The sequence below is a fragment of the Bradyrhizobium sp. WSM1743 genome (assembly GCF_000473065.1).
GTDB lineage: Bacteria > Pseudomonadota > Alphaproteobacteria > Rhizobiales > Xanthobacteraceae > Bradyrhizobium.
In genome coordinates this window covers 1-20,181 of sequence record NZ_AXAZ01000089.1, presented here as the reverse complement: position 1 = coordinate 20,181, position 20,181 = coordinate 1, and the positions used below count along the sequence as shown (strand labels likewise).

The window sequence follows — 20,181 nt, the reverse complement described above, 5'->3', positions numbered from 1 at the left end:
ATTTTCGGCTAGCCTCGCGCACCTATCCTCCCTCGCAAACCGGTAGCGCAATGGACACGTGGCTGCGATCCGCGATCGACTACATCGGCTCCTGGATCGAATTCCAACTGACGACAATTCAGCAGCCGGGCGTCATCGTGGCCTTCGCCCATCGCGGCGAGGTCGTCGCCGAGCATGCGTTCGGCCTCGCCAATCTCGATACCGGCGAGAAGCTCACCCCGCGCCACGGCTTCCGCATCGCCTCGCACTCCAAGAGCTTTACCTCGGCCGGCATCATGAAGCTGCGCGAGCAGCGCCAGCTCCGGCTCGATGACACGGTCGGCCAATATGTCGGCGGCCTGCATCCGCGCGTCGCCGAGACGACAATCGCGCAAGTGCTGTCGCACAGCGCAGGATTGACGCGCGACGGCGCCGATTCGGGCCAGTTCATCGACAGCCGACCGTATCTCGACGCCAACGAGCTGCTCGCGGAATTGAAGCAGGTCACCGCAATCGAGCCCGGCACCCGCTTCAAATATTCCAATCACGGTTTTGGGCTGATCGGCCTCGTGATCGAGGCCGTGACCAAGGAGCCCTACCCGGTCTGGATCAAGCGCGAGATCATCGAACCTGCAGGCTTGCGCGAAACCGAGCCGAATGCGCCGCTTGCCAAGAGCACGCCGTTCGCGTGCGGCCATACGCGCAAAGTGCCACTGGGCGAGCGCGGCGTGATCCCCGGCGACAATCCCGCACATGCGATGGCATCGGCCGCAGGCTTCGTCGCCACCGCCGCCGACACTGCCCGCTTCTTCGCGCAGCTGGCACCCAACGCGAAGAAGAGCGTGCTGTCGGTCGCGAGCCGCCGCGAGATGACGCGAAACCATTGGCGCATCCCACAGAGCTTCGAGGCCTACTATGGCTTGGGCGTCAATGCCGGCAAGACCGACGGCTGGGACTGGTTCGGCCATGGCGGCGGTTTCCAGGGCTACATCTCCAGGACCTGCGCCATTCCCGCTTGCGAGCTTTCGATCAGCATCCTCAGCAACTCCATCGACGGCGCGGCCCCGTTCTGGATGGACGGCGCGATGCAGATCCTGCGCGTCTTCCAGACCCGCGGCGCGCCCGACCGGCGCGTACGCGACTGGACCGGCCGATGGTGGACGATCTGGGGCGCGACCGATCTCGTCCCCGCAGGCAACCGCGTGCTCGTCGCCAATCCGCAGTTCAACAATCCGTTCATGGATGCCGCTGAGATCGAAGTCACGGGCCGCGACACGGGCAAGCTTGCCTGGGCTGCCGGCTATTCCAGCCACGGCGAGCCGGTGCGCCGGGTTCGCGACAAGCGCGGCAAGATCAGCGACATCTGGATCGCCGGCGCGAACGTGAAACCGGCCAAAGTCGTCGCGCGCGAGATCGCGCAGCGCTACAAGCCGCGCAAGCGCCGGCCTACTCCCGAATGAGCGCCTCGACCCCGCCCCGGAATGCCTGCCGCGAGGCGTCGCGCGAATAGAACATGTGGCCGCCGGGATAGACGACGAACTTCACGCGCTGCGTCACGAAGGCCGGCAGCTGATCGAGCACCCGCTTCGTTCCGAAATAGGGCGTGGCGAGGTCGAACAGGCCATGCGCGACCAGCACGTTCAGCTTTGCGTCGGTGGCGAGGATCTGGCGCAGCTCGGACACCGATTGCGGCGGGTTGATGCCGCGGCCGAAATCCCAGTGCCCCTCGACGCTGCCATTCAGAACTTCGTAGGAGCCGTCGGGCCGCCAGTTGAGCTTGCGTGTCAACACATCCACCGCCGCACTTGTCAGCGGCGCCTGGAGCGCGTCGCCTGAGGGATCGCCGAAGCGCGAGCTGCCGGAATCCGGATAGGGATCGAAGCCGCGGACCGAGCCGTCATAGCGCCCCGTCACCTTGCCGTTCTTGCGGTCGAACTCGCGGCGGAATTCACCGACGTCGAAGCGCCCGGCGAGCCTGCGGCTGACCGCCTGATCGATGCCGGTGAGCTCGGCGACCTTGTCGGCGAGACGATTGGTTGCCTCCTTGTCCGCCTCGCCCTTGACGAGGTCGGTCAGGAATTCGCCGCGCGCGTAAGCCTCGACATCGGCGAGGTCGGCGCGCTTGACCGGTCCCTTGGCCTCTCGCGCCACCGCGACATAGCTCGGCAGCGTCGCGACATATTGCAGGAGGCTCGTGCCGGTGAACTCGCGGAAATCCAGCAATGGCGACACCAGGATCAATCCTCTGACGCCGACGCCGTGCTGGAGCTGCAGCTGGCGCACAACCTTCGGACCGCGAATGCCGCCATAGCTCTCGCCCGCGACATATTTCGGCGAGGTCAGCCGGTCGTGCTTTTCGAGCCAGCGCCGGATCACGAGCGCGATCGAATTGACGTCGCCGTCGACGGAGTAGAAGGATTTGCGTGCGTCCTCGCCGCTCGCGACAAAGCGGCTGTAGCCGGTGCTGACAGGGTCGATGAAGACGAGATCGGTGAAGTCGAGCCAGGTCTCCGCGTTCGGCTTCACCTCGGGCGAGGCCGAGGGCGACAGGGCCTCGCCATCGAGCGGCAGCCGCCACGGACCGGCCGCGCCGAACTGAAGCCACGCCGACGACGCGCCCGGCCCGCCGTTGAACAGGAACGTCACGGGCCGCGTGGCGCGATCGGCACCGTCGAGCTCATAGGAGGTGACGGCGATGTCGGCCAGCGGCTCGCCCTTGCCGTCGAACACGCGGATGGAGCCGGCGGTCGCGGCGAAGTTGAGGGCACGGCCGGGCAGATCGAGCGTTTGCTTCGTGGTCGAGTCCGGCGGCAGACGGTGCGGCTCGGCCGACGGCGAATTCTGCGACGCGCTTTGCGCGCCACCACCGCGTCCCTTCTGTCCGGCCGGCGCCGTCGTCTCGGAGCGCGGCTGCGGCGGATCATCCGCGCGCGCAAATCCTGCGAATGCGAAAACCGACACTGCCAGCATCAGGGCCGTGCAACGCAGCGCCGGCAAGCTCGTGACCATGACCGTTCTCCCTAGCCGGCTGTGAGAGCCGGTGAGGCCGAAAGGCTAGCGCGGAATTGCGACGGTTTGGGGGATCATTGACGAAGTCCCCGAACGGGCCGATCGGGCTCGAAACGACCTAGTTTACCCCAAATCCGGCAGTGGGCCATTTGCCTTGAAGGGTGGTCATCCTCGACAATGCAGGCCCACCTCGTATAGACGAGCCCGGCGGAACTTTTCTCCAGCAAGGCGGCCCTGCCGAGAAGCCATGACCAAGCCCTCGCGATATGATCGGATCGCCTTCGTCGCCAGCCCGGGCAACGAGGCGCAGGCCGCCTTCGGCCAGCTCACCAGGGACTATGGCAATTGCGACCCCAAGGAGGCCGACGTCGTCGTCGCGCTCGGCGGCGACGGCTTGATGCTCCAGACGTTGCACCAGCACATGCACTCGGGGAAGCCGATCTACGGCATGCATCGCGGCACCGTCGGCTTCCTGATGAACGAATACTCGACGCAAGATCTGCGCGCGCGGCTCGAGGCGGCGCATGAATCCGAGATCAATCCGCTCTTGATGCGCGCGACGGACGTCAATGACCGCGTCCATCTGCACCATGCCATCAACGAGGTCGCGCTGTTCCGGCAGACCTACCAGGCGGCGCGGCTGCGTATCCTGATCGATGAGCGCGAGCGCATGTCCGAGCTGATCGCGGACGGCATCATGGTGGCGACGCCGGCCGGCTCGACTGCCTACAACCTCTCCGCCCAGGGGCCGATCCTGCCGATCAACGCCGCCCTGCTGGCACTCACTCCGATCAGCGCCTTCCGCCCACGCCGCTGGCGCGGCGCGCTGCTGCCCAACACGGCCTATGTCGTGATCGAGGTGCTGGAGGGCGACAAGCGGCCGGTGGCAGCCGTCGCCGATCACGACGAGGTACGCGACGTCCACCGCGTCGAGGTGCTCTCCGACAAGACCATCGCGATGCGGATGCTGTTCGACCCCGGCCACAGCCTGGAAGAGCGCATCCTGCGCGAGCAGTTCGGCTATTGAACCGCCTGCCGCGCAACGCCTCCCGAGTCCCGGTCGCAACCCTTCGTTAACCCCCGGCACGATATGGTTAACGAAGGTTGACCGCTTTGGCCCGGGCGTCATGTTCCGCATCGACTTCAACAAGCTGCGCTTCCTCGTCTGCGACGACAATCCGCACATGCGCCGCATCCTGCGGACGCTGCTGCATTCCTTCGGCGCGCGCGAGGTCTATGAAGCCGAGGACGGCGCCACGGCGCTCGAAATGTACAGCCATTACGTGCCCGACATCGTCATCACCGACTGGGCCATGCCGATCTTCGACGGGCTCGAGCTCGCGCAGATGATCCGGCAGCCGGAATCCAAGGGCAACCCTTACGCGCCGATCATCATGCTGACCGGCCATTCCGAGAAGCGCCGCGTCACGGTCGCGCGCGATGCCGGCGTCACCGAATTCCTGGCCAAGCCGATCTCGGCCAAGGGCCTCTACCAGCGCATCCTCAACGTCGTCGCCAATCCCCGCCCCTTCATCAAGACCAAGACCTATTTCGGTCCGGACCGGCGCCGCAACACCAACTCCGCCTATATGGGCCCCGAGCGTCGCGTCGGCGAAAAGCACGAGGTGCTGCAGCAGCCCTCGCTGCTCGACAAGGCCCGCTCCTCCATCTAGCGCAACGTCTTCAGACGAGGCAGGCATCATGGCGAAGAACGGCGCAAAGGACATCGAGGTCAAGGCCTTCGCCACGCACCAAATCATCACGCAGCCCAACCCGCTGCGCAAGGTCCTGCGCCGCGTCGAAGAAAAGGACATGGACGATCCGGTCGGCCGCGCCGAACAGGCGCTTGCGAGCCTCGCAAGTGAGTTCAAGGACTGGATGGCGATCGAGGTCCAGAGACTGTCCGCCGCCTGGATTGCCGTGCAAAAGGATGGCTTCACGAAGATACTGCGCGACGAGTTGTTCCACGCCGCACACGACATCAAGGGCGATGCGGCGACTTTCGGCTTTCCTTCGGCAGCCGGAATCGCCGAGAGCTTGTGCCGCGTCATCGAGCACGCGCCTGATCTGGAGAAGGTGCCAGCCGAGCTGTTCACGCACCACATCAATGCCATTCTCGCCATCGTGCACGAGAACACCAGGCTGGACAGGATCGGCGTTTCAGCCGAGCTCAGCCGCCGCCTGCGCAAGGTCGCCGACGACTATCTTGCCCAGGTCAACCGCGACCGCCCCGAGCATCTGGAAGCGATCCTGGCACCCAGCATCGCGCCGGTGGAATAAGGCTCAGCTGTCTCCTCTCGTCATTGCGAGCGCAGCGAAGCAATCCAGAATCCCTCGGCGGGAACAGTCTGGATTGCTTCGCGGAGCCTGTCATCGGGCCGCGCTTCGGGCGGACCCTTTGGCTCGCAACGACGGAGTTTGTGTCTTCCGGCCTGCCCTATCGCGGGCTTTGAACTAGGCCGCAATCAGATCATCATAGACCGGATCGATCGTATCATCCGCGGCCAGCTCGTCGCAGAACAGCCGTGCCTCTTCACGCGCGGATTCGGTGGCGAAGCGGCGCAGCAGGACCATCAGCGGCTCGGTGACACCCCGGTCGGTCTCGCAATGCGTGAGCACGCGCTCGACCATGCGCCGGCGCAGCCGCACCGCGCCGTCGTCGCTATCGACGAAGCCTTGCTCGTGGCACGCATCGAGCGCGACCTGGAATGCAGCAAACGTCGCCTCGGGCAGCCCAGCGCGGCGGAGCAGCGCGTGCAGGCTGTTGCCGCCGCGGTCGTGCAGCAGCGCCAAGACGCGTGCCAGCGGCAGATCGGCGAGTTCGGCAAGCGCCGCGTCGAACAAATCGAGATTGCCCGAGAGCAGTGCGCGCAGGATCAGGCCCGCGGTGAGCTGACCGGTGATGCGCAAATGCCGGACCAGGCCCTGCATGTCCTCGCCGCGCGAGCGCGCCGCGATGTTCATGGTGGAGCGGTCACGTGCCTCGATCGTGATGCGGTCCGCGCGGTCGGCGCTCAGCCAGTTCCGCGCCACGACGAATTGCGCCAGCGTCTCCGAGAGCTTTGCCACCAGCGCGGCGCGCGTTGCGGCCGGCAGATCCTCCAGCACCAGCATCGCCTCGCGGATCGCGGCGAGATGGCCGTGACGCTCGACGATGCGGTGCCAGGAGAACGGAGCCAGCTCGGCGTGGGGATTTTCGATCAGCTCCAGCGCGGCAGCCGCGCAGCCGACTTCGGCGATCGCGGCGCAGACCGATACCGGCAATGCGATGCGGCGGGCAACGGCGCATTGCACCTCCTCGTTGCCGGTCGCGACGATGTCGACGAGATCGGCGTCGATCAGCAGCGGAGAATGTTCGAGCACCGGCAGCGCGACGGTCGGCTGATCTGCCGAAAGCGCCCGCACGATCGCGGCGGGCGCATCAAGGCTGCGGGCAAAGGCCTGGGCCATCGCCTGCCGCACCAGCGGCGACGGATCGTCGAGCAGCATCAGAAGCGCGCCTTCGGCGGCGATGCGGTCGTCTGCAGAAAGGTCCGAGATCAGCCAGGCCCGGGCCAACGCCCTTGTGGCCTCGGCCCGCTCGCCGGCGGGCGCCGTCCTGATCCAATGAATGAACTGCCGAACAATCATGCTGCTTCCGGCTTACACAACAAACGAAAAACGATGACGGCTCGTCACCTGCAACACAAAATAAACCACGACGCTTAACAAAGCGTTCACCATAACTGGCTGGTTTTATTGACGTTTTGTTAAGGAAACAAAGGCGTCCTGTTCTCGTGCCCCGGACGCTGCGCAGCACGCAAGTGATGCGCTGCTGAGCGGGGGCCCAGAGTTCAGAGAGCGGAGCTTGTTGCGTGGGTCCCGGCTCTGCGGCGCACCGCTTGCGCGTTGCGCCTTGTCCGGGACACGGGAGCTGAGATTAGCTCGAGAACGTCCCGCTGCGATCGCTGAAGAGATCGAGCGGCTGCGGCGGCCGCACGTCCGGCGTCGCCGATGCGACCGAGGTGAGCGAGGCATTGTTGCCCCACAGTTTCTGCACCGTGATCGAGACCGGCTGCGTGGCATCGCCGGGCTGATAGATCGAACGAAACACCGGCGTGCTAGGCGCATTGTCCGCGACCGTCGTTGACGACGTCGCGCCGACGGGCGTCATGGCGCGTGTGTTCGGGAAGGTCTGGAGATAGGCGGCGTTGTCGATGACAGGCGCCGTCGGCTGCACGCCATTCGCGCTCGCGACCTCAGTCGTCGACGGCGTGCCGCCATACATCGCCATCGCGCTGCGGGTCACCTTCGAATTGGCCGCACTGGCGTAGCGTGCGTCGAGCACCGAGTAGACTTCGGAGACGCTGCGGGCCCGGCCGTCCCTGGCGTAGAAGATCGAGCGGTTGGCGGCAGCCGCGTTGGGAAACAACCGCGCGCCGACCGCCTGCGGATTGTCCTCGGCATTGGCAATAAGTTTTGCGGCGCCGCCGACGCCCATGAAATGCGCCATATAGAGTTCGCTGTCGCTCGGCCTGCGGCCGAGCAGACCGGTGAGCTTGAAACTGTTCGACTGCGTCAGCGCCGCCGCCATGGTGGATGCGGCCTCCGGGTCGTCGCGCAGCTTCATGATCGACCGCTTCATCACGGGATCATCGACCGTGTAGGTGCCAGCCGAGGTCCTGGTGATGGCGTCGGCGTAGCTGCCATAACCGAGCTGGGCGCCCGCCTCCTTCACCGTGCCGAGCCAGGTCTGGTCGATGAACTGGTAGAGCCCGTGCGCGGACGATGTGGTGGCCCCCGCCGTCGGATCGAAATCCGATTCCATCTTGGCGGTGGTCAGCATGTACTGGAAGCTGACGCCGGAGATGTTCGAGGCCTGCTTGATCGCGCCGGCGACGCGCGCCCGCGACGGATCGAGGCCGACCGTCTGCATGGCACTGGAATTGTCGATCGACATGATGAAGTGCCCGCCCCGCGCGGCGTTGAGCGACGCCGGCAATTCGGCGCCCATCGTCTCACCGTGGGACAGGTATGGTTAATGCGGGGTTAACTTGGCCATGTCCGTCATTCCGGGGCGCACCGCAGGTGCGAACCCGGAATCTCGAGATTCCGGATCGGCTCTTCGAGCCGTCCGGAATGACGGAAATCATTTCTTGTACACCGCGTCCGGATCGAACAGCCGCTCGGCCTCAGTGAAGACCAGCTTCGCTCCCCCGCCCTCCGCCTCGACCTTGCGATAGAAGCACGATCGTCGGCCGGTGTGGCAGGCCGCGCCGATCTGCTCGACGCGGATCCAGACCGCATCCTGATCGCAATCGGTGCGCATCTCGATGACGCGCTGGGTCTGTCCTGAGGTCTCACCTTTTCGCCACAAGGCATTGCGCGAGCGGCTGAAGTACCAGGCCTCGCCGGTCGCAATCGTCTTGCGCAGCGCCTCCTCGTTCATGTGCGCGACCATCAGCACGTCGCCGGTGGCGACGTCGGTCGCGACGCAGGTCACGAGGCCGGCGGCGTCAAAGCGCGGCTGGAAGGAAAGCCCTTCCTCCATCTCGTGGGAGTGAGCGGACACGATGACCTCTCTATTCGCGAGGTCAGCGCGTCGCGCCTCGCACCAGGGACAGGAAACGGGCCTGCTCCGCCGGATTATCGCGGAACATGCCGGTGAAGCGGCTGGTGAAGGTGGAGGCGCCATGCTTGGCAACGCCACGCACGGACATGCAGGTATGCTCGGCCTCGATCAGCACCGCAACGCCGCGGGGCTTGAGGATCTCGTCGATGGCCGCGGCGATCTGCGCCGTCAGGTGCTCCTGGGTCTGGAGCCTGCGGGCAAAGATGTCGGTCAGGCGCGCGAGCTTGGACAGGCCGACGACGCGTTCCACCGGCGTATAGGCGATGTGCGCCTTGCCGTAGAACGGCATCATGTGATGCTCGCACTGCGAGGTGAACTCGATGTCGCGCACCAGCACGAAATCGTCATAGCCGGCGGTCTCGCCGAAGGTACGGTCGAGCACCTCGGCCGGGCACTGGTGGTAGCCCTGATAGAGCTCGTCGAAAGCCTCGACGACGCGGCGCGGCGTGTCGAGCAGGCCCTCGCGCTGGGGGTTCTCGCCGATATAGGCGAGCAGCGTCTTCACCGCCGCTTCCGCCTCGGCGCGCGCGGGGCGCGGCTGGTCGGCGCGGACGGCGGCCGTGAGGAATTCGGCAGGGTCAAGCTCGGCCGGGCGGCTCTCGGGCTGCCGGTCGGAGGGCTTGTTGGGGCGGATGGATTTGATTGCAGCGTCCATATCGACTCCGTTCGACGGCCTTACGGCCGGAGTGTCACCGGCAGACGGGGCGGCCAAGCCGCCGGACGCCTGAACAGAATAACTGAAGCCGGTGGAAAAGAGCCTCACCACTAAAGTCGGCCGCGTGGGCCTTGCCCCCGCTGGACTATTTTTCCGCCGGTTCCGCCCCTATATAGGACCGTGGACGCCGCCCGCCAAGGCCGATCGGGTGCGGAAGTGCTGGACTCCATCACATGCTGAACGACATCTATAACAAGCGGATCATCGAACTGGCCGGGAATATTCCGCGCCTCGGGCGGTTGTCGGACCCCGACGCCTCCGCCACCGCCCACTCCAAGCTATGCGGCTCGACCGTGAAGGTCGACCTCAAGATGAACGGAGACACCGTCACCGACTTCGCTCATGACGTGAAGGCGTGCGCCTTGGGCCAGGCCTCTTCATCCATCATGGCAAGTCACGTGGTCGGCTCGACTGCGAGCGAACTCCGTGAGTTACGTGAAACCGTTCGCAAGATGCTGAAGGAGAACGGTGCGCCTCCTGAAGGCAAATGGGAGGAGATCAAGTTCCTTGAGCCGGTCCGTGACTACAAGGCGCGGCACGCTTCGACGCTTCTCACCTTCGATGCCGTGGTTGATGCCATCGGCCAGATCGAAGCCAAGGCCAAGGCCGAGACCAAGCAGCCGGCCGCGGCGCAGGGGTAACTCTCCGTCATTCCGGCGCATGCGTAGCATCGAACCCGGAATCCAGAGATTGCCGATTGAGATTCTCAGGTGCGCAACTGCGCACCATAGTTCGCGCTGCGCGCGCCCCGGAACGACCGCCAGGATTTAAGAGCTTACTTCTGCGCCGCCGTAGCCGGCGCTGCCGCGCTGCTGGTCGGCGCCAGGGCCTCCGCCGTCTTGGTCGACTTGGCCGGCTGCTCCGGTTCCGCGCGGATCCTGGCCTGCGTCTTCGGTGCAAGCTCCGCCATTGCCGGCGCTGAGATGTCCACATGCGGGAGCACATCAGCCACGAGATCGGTCGTGACCAGATTGGTGAGCTTCAGCTCGCCGGCGTCGAGCTCGTGCAGTTCCTCCCAGGGCGGAACGCTGAGCGCGAGCGACAGCAAGTCGCCGGCGCCGCCCATGTCGAAGGTATATTTGGCGAGGCGGCCGATGTCGCGCTCGACGATCATCACATCCTGCGCGGTGTAGCTCGCGGCCTTGGCATCGTCGGCCCGGTCGCCCATCCAGATCTGATGGACGCGGACATGAGCGGCTTCCGGCACGTAGCGCTTCTTGCCGGCCAGCAGCAGGAACACACACATGGATTCGCAATAGGCTTCCGGCGCGACCGTCGGGCGAGCCGACTGCCCGGCGCGGAGGCTGACGCCGACCGTGGTCAAAAGCCCGAGATTGCGGAAGCGGCGGCCCAGCGTGATCGCGTCATTGACGGAACCGCCGCTGGAGTCGAGCACCACCGTGGCGCCGCCGAGCTGACGTCCACGCGAAAACTCTTCGAATGCCTTGGGCGTGTCGGCGGTGATGATGCCGACTGCGCTGATCCAGCCGCGGCAGTTGGGCTCGCAGGTGACCCAGCTGAACTTCATCGGCAGCTTGCGCTCTTCGAGGGCAACGCCGGCTCGAGCCGACGACCCGAATGTCGCGACGGCGCCAGCCAGCGCGACTCCACAAACGGCGGTTCCCACAAGCAACCAGCCGCGAAGATCAAGGGAGTTCAGAAGTCTCAATCTGGTTCCTTCCCCAAGCCCCAAAGGTCCCCTAACAATCCCCGGTAGCGCCCTCTGAGTCCATCATACAGGCGTATGTTTCTACACATGGGCGTCACAAAAATGGTATCCGTGGGAATACAGATCGTCCCCAGATACTTGCTGCACTGCTCCCAAAAAGCACGCAAAATATGGCGTACAAACAACAGCTTACGGTTCCCTGCGCTGGAACCGTGCAGCACCTTGATCAACATCGCAGCAAAGTGCACATGAAGCATTCAGCCTGCGAGCATTGTTCCAGTTCAATCGACGGTGTGCTCCGGCTGCCGCGCAGATTCGGCCGCGCGCTGATCTGGCTGTATCGCCATACGCTGTCGCCTCTGGTCGGTTACAACTGCCGGCATTTGCCGACCTGCTCGGTCTATGCCGATGAGGCGATCGAACGGTTCGGGCTTTGGGCCGGCGGCTGGATGACGCTCGCGCGCCTGCTCCGCTGCAATCCCTTCGGTACGTCCGGCATCGACAACGTGCCCCTTACCGCGCCGCACGGCGCTCGCTGGTATCTGCCCTGGCGTTACGGCCGCTGGCGCGGGGTCAATCCATCCTGACGTTGGCGCGGTGCTTTCTACTCGCTGCCCTGACCGGAACCGGAACTTTCCGCTCGCGTTGTTTTGATGCTCCCACGGGAGGAAACAAAAATGCGCTGGAAAATCAGCCCTCATTTTCACTTCAAGCTTGGCCCGAATTTCGGTCACCGGGGACACGACCCCAGAACCATCGACCTGCTCGCCATCATCGCCCTGCTGACACTCGTCCTCGGCTCGGGCTGGTATCTGGCGAGGAGCCTTGCGACACAGCCAAGCACGACGACATTCATCGTGCCGAGCCAGAGCGTGCATTGGTAGCTTAGAGGTCCAGCACCAGCCGCTCGGCATCCGAGCCGGCCACACAAACCATGAGATAGCGCTCGCGCTCATAGGGCGACAGGATGCGGTCGCGGTGCACTGGTTTGCCCTCGATCCATCCAACTTTGCAGGCGCCACAGATGCCGCCGCAGCAAGAGGTCGCGATGTCGATGCCTCCCTCCTGCAATGCGGCCAGCATGGTCTGGCCCGCCCGCACGTGAATCTCGGTACCCGAGCGCACCAGTGACAGCGTGAACGGTTTGGCGTCGGGATCGATGACCGGCGGCGGTGCGACGAACCGCTCGATATGGACACGCGCCGCGGGCCATGCTGCGGTCAACCGCTCGAAATCGTCGATCATGCTTTCCGGGCCGCAGCAGGCGACCATGGTCTCAGACCCGCACTCTCCGACGAGCGCGGCGAGATCGGGACGCCCGCTCCGGGATGTCCGATGCACGACGATGCGCCCCTGTTCGACCAGCGAGCCGAGATGCGCGGCGAGCGGCACCTCCTCGCGCACGATCAGATGCAGCGTGAAGTCGGCTTGCCTCGTGCGTTCGAGATGTCGCGCCATGGACAAGAACGGCGTCACGCCGATGCCGCCAGCCAGGAACACGTAGCGCGCGATGCGAGCTTGGGGCTCGAGTCCGCCGCGCGGCAACGACGCGCCGATGACGCCGCCGACGCCAACGTCGTCATGCAGCGCCCGTGAGCCGCCGCGTCCATCCGCTTCGCGCTTGACCGCGATGACATAGCGCGTGTCGTCCGCGGGCTCGTTGCACAGCGAATAGGTGCGGACCAGCCCGTTCGGCAGATGCAGATCGATATGCGCGCCGGGCTTGAACGGCGGCAATTCCCACCGGTCGGGATCGGCCAGCGTGAACAGTTTTATGCCTGCTCCCGCCTCCTCGATGCCGGTGACGACCGTCTTGACCGTCGTGATCGGGCGCGCGCTCATGCCGCATTCCGCACGGTGTCGCCGACCCTGACGATGCCGCCTTGCAGGATCTTGCAGTTGAGGCCGGAGCGGTTGATCAGGGGATCGAAAATCGCCTTGCCCGTGATCTCCTCGATATGCCGGCACGGCACCGACAGCCGCGTCGCTTCCAACAGGGTCTCGCCCAGCCAGAAGCGGCGGCCGACGAAATGGTTCAGCGGCACGCCCTCCACCGTGACGTTACGCCGATGCTCCTCTGGGCCGAGTTCGATCCCGGCGTCGCGCTTCAGCGCAACCAGCGTCTCGAGCTCGAACAGGGTCACTTGCCGGCCCTCTTCCGGCTTGTGCGAGTAAAACCCCTCTTCCTTGCCGATCATGTAGCGGTCGCCCTCGATCCCCTTGCCGGCGACGAGGGTGACCGTCTCGGCTGCACGCATCGGTAGGAACGCGCGCGGGGCGAGATGGAGGAAGCGCACCACGCCGGTCCAGCCGAGCTGTGCTGCGCTCTGCGCCGGACTGGCGCTGATCGTATCAAGCATGACAAATCCTCATGAGAAGTGATGGCGCGCCGCAGGTAGCGACGCGCCGCGGGGATCAGGTCAGTTCCTTGTTCGCCATCTCCGGCGCGAACGTGGTCGCGGTCGCGGTGATGGCGGCGCAGGCGATGAGCAGCAGCGAGACCGGCCAGGTTGCGCCGCCGCTCCAGGCCATCAGAGAGGCCGCAACCAGGGGCGTCAATCCGCCGCTCAGCGCCGCACCGACCTGGAACCCGAGCGAAGCGCCGCTGTAACGCAGGCGCGCGGTGAACAGCTCGGAGTACCAGGGCGCGCCGATGCCGAACATGACCATCTGACCGAAAGTGATCGCAACAACGATGGTGCACACAACGATGGTCGGATCGCGGGTGTCGAGCAGCCAGAACAGTGGGAAGGCAAACAGCGCCGAGAACAGGCAGCTCGCATAGAACATCGTCTTGCGGCCGACGAGGTCGGACAGCCAGCCGAACAGTGGGATAGCAAGCAGCGCGACCAGCGATGCGGCGAACGCGCCGTTCAGCACCACCGCACGCGGCAAGCCGAGATTGGCAGTGGCGTAGGACATCACGAACACACCTCCGATGCTGGCATAGGCGATCTCGGAGATCTTCAGACCGACCGCGGTGAAGAATGGCCGGCGGTGATGCCTGAAGATCTCGAGCAGTGGCAGGCTTGCGACTTCCTTTTTGGCCTGGACCTGACGGAAGGCGGCGGTCTCTTCCATGTTGAGGCGGATGTAGAGACCGACGCCGACCAAGAGGATCGAGATCAGGAAGGGGATGCGCCAGCCGTAAGCCATGAAGTCGCTCTCCGGCAAGCTCGCCACCAGCGCGAACATGCCGATCGCAGCGAGATTGCCGATGGGATTGCCGACCTGCACCATGCTGCCGAGCAGGCCGCGACGGTGCGTCGGGCAATTCTCCACCACCATCAGCACGGCGCCGCCCCATTCGCCGCCGAGGCCGATACCCTGGAGAAAGCGCAATCCGATCAGCAGCAGCGGCGCGGCGATACCGATCTGCTGGTAGGTCGGAAGCAGGCCAATCAGGAAGGTGCCGATGCCCATCACCATGATCGTGATCGCGAGCATCGCCTTGCGGCCGACCCGGTCTCCGTAATGGCCAAAGATCGCAGCCCCGAGCGGCCGCGCCAGAAATCCGACGGCATAGGTGCCGAAGGCCGCGATGGTGGCGAGCGTGGCGTTGCCGGCGGCGAAGAAGACCTTGTTGAACACCAGCGCGGTCGCCGTGCCATAAATGAGGAAGTCGTACCATTCGACCGCGGTGCCGATCACGCTCGACCACACGATCCGCCGCAAGCTCGCCGCCTCGTCCGGCGCTACGTTCAGGGTTACGTCGTCTGCTACGGTCATCGATTTCTCCAAAAAGTACCGGCGCCTGGGAAAAGCAGTGGTTCGGTGCGTGGCGCCCATCGGCGATCACGACGGTAAAAATCGATCATGTTTACTATGGGAAATCAACGCCACGGAACGCGGCAAATGCCGACGATCTCGGCAAAGGCGACAAATTGCCTCTATTTTCGCCAGATTTCCGCGTTATACCAGTCCGCCTGCTCACAATATCCGCGCCCCTGCCTGAAATTTCTGCTCATAAGTTTTCTTATGGAATACAACCGCCGGCGACCGGCGCTGCGTCTTGCCGGCCGCCGGGCTGGCAGTCCGGCGCCATCTGTTGCAAAACAGGCCTGAGCAGTTCGGGAGATTCACGCGTGCTTGACGTCAGCGAAGCCACGGCGGTCGGGGCCAACATCCGCCAGGCGCGGATCGCCAAGGGCCTGACGCTGGACCAGCTTGCGAAACAGAGCGATCTCACGCGCGGCTACATCTCGCTGGTCGAGCGCAATCTCAAGATTCCCTCGCTCGCCGCCCTGCTGCGGATGGCCGCCGCGCTCGAGGTCAATGTCGCGAACTTCTTCGACCCGAACGCCGAGCCGGCGCCGCGCTACACGCTGTTCCGCCGCCAGGACGGCAATGTGCCGCTGTTCCAGGACACGTTTGGCGTGGTCCCGTTGGCGACCGGTCGCACCCGCAAGATGATGGAGCCATTTCTACTGAGCCCACCGCATAAGGCGGCCACGCGGGCCTCGCATGCGGGCGAGGAGCTGCTGTTCGTCATCAACGGCAAGATCGCGATCAAGCTCGACGGCGAGGAGCTCGTCCTCGGCAAGGGGGACTGCCTGTATTTTTCAGGCGAGACGCCGCACGAGGTCAGGAGCCTCGGCCGTCAGAAAGCCGAAGTGCTGGTCGTCGTGGCCCAGAGCTCTTGACGCCCGATCTCCGCCAATAGCCTAGCGGAACCAGAAAAAACGTCCCTGTGACGGCGGGACCGACTCCGGCGGCCGCAGCCGCTTTGGGCGCGGCGGCTTTGGCGCCGGCTCGGCGGCCGAAGTGGTCTCCGCAGCCGGCGCGGTCTCGCTGCCCGGCACCTTCACCGACAGCAGCAAATTCGATTCGTGCGTCCGCCAGCGATAGCCGACACCGAAATCGATCGGCTGTGCGCGCGTAAACAGTTCGGCGTAGCGCTCCTGGTAGCGGCCGGGGAATTCGTCGATGGGGCCGAGATAGCGGCCGAACGGGAAGAACCGCCATTGCCGCGCATTGTAGCTCGCGAGCGGAATGCCGGAATCGTCCTGGATGATGGTGGCACTGTTGGCGAGCAACCAGTCTCGCACGACCGTGAAATTGCCGGAGTGCAACAGATAGGACGCACTCTTGAGCAGGCTGTTGCCGGGGCCGAGCGTCTCGCAAAATTTCAGGAAGCCGGTCGCGCGCGCACCGGAATTGGAAAGATCAGTCGAGAAATAATAGAGCGTGCGCGCTTCCCCATCGCTGCCCGCAAAGGTGATACGGACGCCGCGCGTCGCGTTCCGTCCCGGATTGTCGTCACCGACATGCATCCCACCCCTGTCATCGAGCGCTACCATCTCGACATTGCGGATGGCCTTGCCGGAGCGGGCGAGGAAGACATAGAGGATCGGCAACGTGCCGTTGACCTGGTTGGCGTGCAGGTCGACCTTCATCTGCTTGGTGATGAAGAAGGAGAAGCTCAGGATCGAGCCGAGCGAGCGTTCGACATTGTAGAGCGCGGCGCCGATCGAACCGCGCGGCAGCCGCGTCAGATCGGGCACCGCACCGACCGGCTCCAGCGCGCCGAGCACGTAGGTGCTGGCCCTGGAATAGAAGGCATTGGCATAGAGGAAATCCGGGCCGCTGAACATGTAGAACATGGTCGGCCGCGGCGCGGCGAGATTGACGTCGGCCCAGTTGCGGATCTTCGAGAGCTGCCTCTGCTCGAGCTGAGCAAAGGCGCTGTCGAAGAATTTTGCGTGACGCTGCCAGGCCGGATCCTTGGTGAGCGGCACCAGCGACGAGTCGGCCGAAGGCTGCATGCCCGCAAGGAAGCGCGCGGTGTCGTCAAAAGTGACCTCCGCGGCATGCGTGGACGAGACGGCCGCAGCCAGCAGGGCAAGGGCGACGGCCGCAATTCTCAGGGGTCGGAGCATGTCTATTCGCGATGTGGTGAAGCGGCAGCGGCGACCGGCCGCCTGCGGAAAATAGCATAAATCAACAGGCCCGAGAGCATGACGAGCATCCCCGACAGCGACTGCACTGGCCGCTCGGTCAAGAGGTAGTACATCATGAACGCGGTCACGAGCAGGAAAACGAGCGGCGTGAACGGGTACCCCCAGGCGCGATAGGGCCGCGGCAGGTCGGGATCGGTGATGCGCAGCTTGATGACTCCGGCGACCGTGAAGAACGAGCAGAACAACAGCGCGAACTGGATGAAGTCGAGCACGGCCTCGAAGCTGCGCGTGAACAAGAGCAGATTGGCTACGGCGAGCTGGAACAGGACGGCATAGGCCGGCGCGCCGCTCACCGATCGCTTCGAAAACACGCGCAGGGCCGGAATGTCCTCCCCCATGGTCATCATCACGCGCGGCCCGATCCACATCATCGCGCTGATCGAGGAGATCAGGCCGACACAGATCATGGCGCCGACAATCCGACCGCCGAGTTCGCCGAAGATGGCGCTGCCGGCAACACTGGCGACATCCAGCTGGCCGGCGAGCGCGCCAATCGGCGTGGAATAAAGAAAGACCGCGTTCAGCGCGACATACAGCACCAATACGATCAGCGTGCCCGCGAGCAGCGCGCGCGGCAGGTTCCGCTGCGGCGTGCTCATCTCGCCGATGATGTAGGTCGCGGCATTCCAGCCCGAGAACGAATACATCACGAAGACGAGGCCGATCGCAAAGGGCGCGCTGACGATGTGGGCGAGGTCGCCCGGCTGCGGCGTGAAGGCGATCGGCTGCGGCACGCCGATCACGAAGCCGGCGACCAGGAAGGCGACGATCAGCATGACCTTGAGGATGGTCGAGATCAGCTGGAAGGTCGAGGAGTGCCTGACGCCGGTCAGTTGCACGAGCGAGACCAGCCATACCACGCCGATGGCGAGCGGGATCGGCGGCAGATCGGGCACGACCGATTTGGCATATTCGCCGAACGCCATCGCGGCGAGCGCGACGGGCGCTGCAAAGCCGACCGTCGCCGACACCCAGCCGGCGAGAAAGCCGAAGGCCGGATGATAGGTGCGGCCGAGGAAATTGTACTCGCCGCTCGAGCGCGGAAACATCGCGCCCAACTCGCTGTACGCGAACACCCCGCACAGCGCGACGATGCCGCCGACCGTCCAGAGCAGCAGGATCGAGAAGCCGGACGGGATGTCCTTGACCTGGAAGCCGAGGCTGGTGAAGACGCCGACCCCGATCATGTCGGCCACAACGATGGCGGTCGCGACCGGAACGGAGACCCCGGCCCCGCTTCCGGTCAGCCGGCCAGTCCAGGCTGCGGTTCCCGCATCTGATGCCGTCATCGGGGTCCTTGATCTCAGGCGTCTCGCCATCGTGCAGTTTGGCTCAGTCAATTCAAGCAGGGTTAACAAGGGTTAAATGGGGCGAGGTTAGCAGGTACCCAAATACCGATTAAGCGTGCTTTTGGACAATGACGCCGGAATTTGCCCGGATTTCCTGGTCCCCTTCCCCACAATCAGGACACGATTGCATGGTCCTTTTGAGCGTTCCGGATGTGGGGAAGTTCTCCGGACGCTTAACGTCGCCTAAACGCCAGTCGGCTCAATTGTCATAAAACATGCCGACGGACTTGATGTCGTGGCTTGGGGTCATGGGTGGATGTTCGGGGCCGTTCCGACGCTGAGAGCTGACTTTCGTGCCGATCGGACGACGTCCGGTCGGCACGGTCGTGCGCTCCGGGTCGGTCTGATCTCAGGCCTGGTGCCGTTGTCGCTGACGCTGGTTCAATGCGGCAAGGCGCCCGATCCGGCGGCGCTGGCGGCGAACTCGCAGGCGAATGTCCAGGTGGTCGCCAAGACCAATTCGCAAACCTCGCGCGTGGCAAGCGGCGACACGTTCGAGGACCGCTTTCCGGCCCCGCAGTTTAGGGAGCGCTTTCCCTCGGCGAGTGAAAGCTTCCTGCAACGGCAGATGTCGGACTTCTCACCTAAGCGCGCTGTCCAGCAACAACCGCCGGAGCAAGCGCCCTACAAGCTGGCCTCGCTCGAGCCGCAAGTCCCCTACAACCGCCCCGCCCGCGAGGACCTGACGACGCTCGTCAGCATGAAGTCGTCAGCCTTTCCCTATTTCGGCAACAACCCCGCCTCCGATGCGCCCTTCCTCAACATCTCCAAGGGCGACCGCCGCGGCCATCGCAGCTATTCCGGGCGCGTCTACTGGCAGGACGAGACCTACAGCGACAGCCGGGTGCTGGTGCACGTGCCCGAGCATTTCGACATGCGCAAGCCGGGCGTGATCGTGGTGTTCTTCCACGGCAATGGTGCGACGCTCGAGCGCGACGTTCGCGACCGCCAGCTGGTGCCCAAGCAGATCACCGATTCCGGCGCCAACGCCGTGCTCCTTGCACCGCAAATGGCCGTCGATGCCGCCGATTCCAGCGCCGGCAAGTTCTGGCAACCGGGCGGCTTCAAGCGTTTCATGGCGGAATCGGCCGACCATCTCGCCCGCCTCACCGGCGATCCCAACGGCGCGCGTGCCTTCGCCAACATGCCGATCGTCATCGTCGGTTACAGCGGCGGCTTCCTGCCGACGGCCTGGAGCCTGGAGGTCGGCGGCATCAGCGACCGCGTCCGCGGCGTGGTGCTGCTCGATGCCGTCTACGGCGAAATGGACAAGTTCGCCTCCTGGATCGAGAGCCACCGTTCCGGCTTCTTCGTCAGCTCCTACACCCGCTACACGGCGCGGCGCGACCGCGAGCTGATGAGCATGCTCAGGCAGAAGGGCATCAGCGTCGCCGAGGACATGGATGGGCCGCTACAGCCCGGCAGCGTGGTGTTCGTGGAGACCGGCGAGGGCATCACCCATCGCGACTATGTCACCCGCGCCTGGACGCGCGATCCGCTCAAGGACGTCTTGGTGAAGATGTCGGCGACACCCTCGCTGGCGCTCACCCGCGTCGCCTCCACCAATCCATCCGCCTCGAGCCGCTAGGTTGCTCAGCTCGATTGGCAACTGAGCCTAGTCTAGAGCATTTCCTCGCTTGATTGAATCGGAGGGATTCCGGTTTTTGGCGGATTGTGATTCAAGATGCTGACTGGATTGGAGGCCAGCATCGCATGACCCGNCCTCTTTCCCTGGATCTTCGCGAGCGTGTGGTGGCGTCGGTTTTGGCGGGCGAGAGCTGCCGATCTGTGGCGGAACGGTTTGGTGTTGCGGTCTCGTCAGTGGTGAAGTGGTCACAGCGACAGCGGGCGACCGGCTCGGTTGCGCCGGGCAAGATGGGCGGTCACCG

Annotated in this window: 22 protein-coding genes; 11 read left to right on the top strand and 11 right to left on the bottom strand. The window is 64.7% G+C overall.

Features of this window, described 5'->3' with window-relative positions; translation table 11 throughout:
- Positions 1-50 precede the first annotated feature (50 nt).
- The gene (locus YU9_RS0134185; RefSeq protein WP_027576801.1) at positions 51-1,439 is read left to right on the top strand and encodes a serine hydrolase; all 1,389 of its coding nucleotides are present in this window, start codon (positions 51-53) and stop codon (positions 1,437-1,439) included.
- On the opposite strand, the gene YU9_RS0134180 is transcribed toward YU9_RS0134185, so the two are convergent.
- Positions 1,426-2,988, bottom strand: a complete 1,563-nt coding sequence (locus YU9_RS0134180) for a S10 family peptidase (protein WP_027576800.1) — start codon at positions 2,986-2,988, stop codon at positions 1,426-1,428. The two genes, YU9_RS0134185 and YU9_RS0134180, sit on opposite strands and share 14 nt — an antisense overlap.
- Positions 2,989-3,235: 247 nt before the next feature.
- On the opposite strand from YU9_RS0134180, the gene YU9_RS0134175 reads away from it, so the two are divergent.
- The 3 genes from YU9_RS0134175 (at position 3,236) to YU9_RS0134165 (ending at position 5,268) form a co-directional block, all read left to right on the top strand.
- Positions 3,236-4,015 carry an NAD kinase gene (locus tag YU9_RS0134175; RefSeq protein WP_027576799.1) on the top strand — a complete coding sequence of 260 codons (780 nt, stop codon included), beginning with the start codon at positions 3,236-3,238 and terminating at the stop codon, positions 4,013-4,015.
- A gap of 100 nt (positions 4,016-4,115) precedes the next feature.
- On the top strand, positions 4,116-4,661 hold the full coding sequence (locus YU9_RS0134170; RefSeq protein ID WP_008549760.1) for a response regulator: 546 nt from the start codon (positions 4,116-4,118) through the stop codon (positions 4,659-4,661).
- A 28-nt stretch (positions 4,662-4,689) separates the two neighbouring features.
- Complete coding sequence (locus YU9_RS0134165) at positions 4,690-5,268, top strand: Hpt domain-containing protein (RefSeq protein WP_027576798.1); 579 nt, start codon at positions 4,690-4,692, stop codon at positions 5,266-5,268.
- Between the two features lie 174 nt (positions 5,269-5,442).
- Here YU9_RS0134165 and YU9_RS0134160 read toward each other — a convergent pair whose 3' ends face one another.
- The 4 genes from YU9_RS0134160 to folE form a co-directional block, all read right to left on the bottom strand.
- Positions 5,443-6,618, bottom strand: coding sequence for a DUF2336 domain-containing protein (locus YU9_RS0134160; protein WP_027576797.1), 1,176 nt, complete (start codon positions 6,616-6,618; stop codon positions 5,443-5,445).
- Positions 6,619-6,907: 289 nt separating this feature from the next.
- Positions 6,908-7,981 carry a lytic transglycosylase domain-containing protein gene (locus YU9_RS0134155; RefSeq protein ID WP_156952287.1) on the bottom strand — a complete coding sequence of 358 codons (1,074 nt, stop codon included), beginning with the start codon at positions 7,979-7,981 and terminating at the stop codon, positions 6,908-6,910.
- 135 nt (positions 7,982-8,116) lie between these two features.
- Entirely contained in the window at positions 8,117-8,539 is a 423-nt protein-coding gene (gene hisI, locus YU9_RS0134150; RefSeq protein ID WP_027576795.1) for a phosphoribosyl-AMP cyclohydrolase, read from the bottom strand.
- A 22-nt stretch (positions 8,540-8,561) separates the two neighbouring features.
- Entirely contained in the window at positions 8,562-9,254 is a 693-nt protein-coding gene (gene folE, locus YU9_RS0134145) for a GTP cyclohydrolase I FolE (protein ID WP_027576794.1), read from the bottom strand.
- A 233-nt stretch (positions 9,255-9,487) separates the two neighbouring features.
- Here folE and YU9_RS0134140 point away from each other — a divergent pair, with 233 nt between their 5' ends.
- Positions 9,488-9,955: an iron-sulfur cluster assembly scaffold protein gene (locus tag YU9_RS0134140; RefSeq protein WP_027576793.1), complete on the top strand. Its 468-nt coding sequence runs from the start codon at positions 9,488-9,490 to the stop codon at positions 9,953-9,955.
- 134 nt (positions 9,956-10,089) lie between these two features.
- On the opposite strand, the gene YU9_RS0134135 is transcribed toward YU9_RS0134140, so the two are convergent.
- A complete protein-coding gene (locus YU9_RS0134135; protein WP_027576792.1) occupies positions 10,090-10,983 on the bottom strand; it encodes a hypothetical protein in 894 nt (297 codons plus the stop codon).
- Positions 10,984-11,231: 248 nt separating this feature from the next.
- Here YU9_RS0134135 and yidD point away from each other — a divergent pair, with 248 nt between their 5' ends.
- Both yidD and YU9_RS0134120 read left to right on the top strand, forming a co-directional pair.
- Complete coding sequence (yidD, locus tag YU9_RS0134125) at positions 11,232-11,570, top strand: membrane protein insertion efficiency factor YidD (RefSeq protein ID WP_027576790.1); 339 nt, start codon at positions 11,232-11,234, stop codon at positions 11,568-11,570.
- Positions 11,571-11,660: 90 nt separating this feature from the next.
- Positions 11,661-11,867, top strand: a complete 207-nt coding sequence (locus YU9_RS0134120) for a hypothetical protein (protein ID WP_027576789.1) — start codon at positions 11,661-11,663, stop codon at positions 11,865-11,867.
- A 1-nt stretch (position 11,868) separates the two neighbouring features.
- On the opposite strand, the gene YU9_RS0134115 is transcribed toward YU9_RS0134120, so the two are convergent.
- Genes YU9_RS0134115 through YU9_RS0134105 form a run of 3 tightly spaced genes read right to left on the bottom strand, consistent with a single transcriptional unit; the run spans position 11,869 to position 14,712 of the window.
- Positions 11,869-12,825, bottom strand: coding sequence for a PDR/VanB family oxidoreductase (locus tag YU9_RS0134115; protein ID WP_027576788.1), 957 nt, complete (start codon positions 12,823-12,825; stop codon positions 11,869-11,871).
- Entirely contained in the window at positions 12,822-13,343 is a 522-nt protein-coding gene (locus tag YU9_RS0134110; protein WP_027576787.1) for an MOSC domain-containing protein, read from the bottom strand. Before YU9_RS0134110 ends, YU9_RS0134115 begins: the two co-directional genes overlap by 4 nt.
- A 55-nt stretch (positions 13,344-13,398) precedes the next feature.
- The gene (locus tag YU9_RS0134105; RefSeq protein ID WP_027576786.1) at positions 13,399-14,712 is read right to left on the bottom strand and encodes an MFS transporter; all 1,314 of its coding nucleotides are present in this window, start codon (positions 14,710-14,712) and stop codon (positions 13,399-13,401) included.
- 126 nt (positions 14,713-14,838) lie between these two features.
- Between YU9_RS0134105 and YU9_RS48380 the strand changes: the two genes are divergently transcribed.
- Both YU9_RS48380 and YU9_RS0134100 read left to right on the top strand, forming a co-directional pair.
- The gene (locus tag YU9_RS48380; RefSeq protein ID WP_156952286.1) at positions 14,839-15,048 is read left to right on the top strand and encodes a hypothetical protein; all 210 of its coding nucleotides are present in this window, start codon (positions 14,839-14,841) and stop codon (positions 15,046-15,048) included.
- Positions 15,049-15,068: 20 nt separating this feature from the next.
- Positions 15,069-15,626: a helix-turn-helix domain-containing protein gene (locus tag YU9_RS0134100; RefSeq protein WP_027576785.1), complete on the top strand. Its 558-nt coding sequence runs from the start codon at positions 15,069-15,071 to the stop codon at positions 15,624-15,626.
- A gap of 21 nt (positions 15,627-15,647) precedes the next feature.
- Here YU9_RS0134100 and YU9_RS0134095 read toward each other — a convergent pair whose 3' ends face one another.
- Together YU9_RS0134095 and YU9_RS0134090 are read right to left on the bottom strand one after the other, a co-directional pair.
- Positions 15,648-16,862 (bottom strand): hypothetical protein, encoded by a 1,215-nt coding sequence (locus tag YU9_RS0134095; RefSeq protein WP_027576784.1) that lies wholly within the window; start codon positions 16,860-16,862, stop codon positions 15,648-15,650.
- A 2-nt stretch (positions 16,863-16,864) separates the two neighbouring features.
- Positions 16,865-18,232: an APC family permease gene (locus YU9_RS0134090; protein WP_027576783.1), complete on the bottom strand. Its 1,368-nt coding sequence runs from the start codon at positions 18,230-18,232 to the stop codon at positions 16,865-16,867.
- Between the two features lie 316 nt (positions 18,233-18,548).
- Between YU9_RS0134090 and YU9_RS0134085 the strand changes: the two genes are divergently transcribed.
- Both YU9_RS0134085 and YU9_RS46610 read left to right on the top strand, forming a co-directional pair.
- On the top strand, positions 18,549-19,880 hold the full coding sequence (locus YU9_RS0134085; protein ID WP_027576782.1) for an alpha/beta hydrolase: 1,332 nt from the start codon (positions 18,549-18,551) through the stop codon (positions 19,878-19,880).
- 125 nt (positions 19,881-20,005) lie between these two features.
- A partial coding sequence (locus YU9_RS46610; RefSeq protein WP_156952285.1) for a helix-turn-helix domain-containing protein occupies positions 20,006-20,181 on the top strand: 176 nt, incomplete at its 3' end.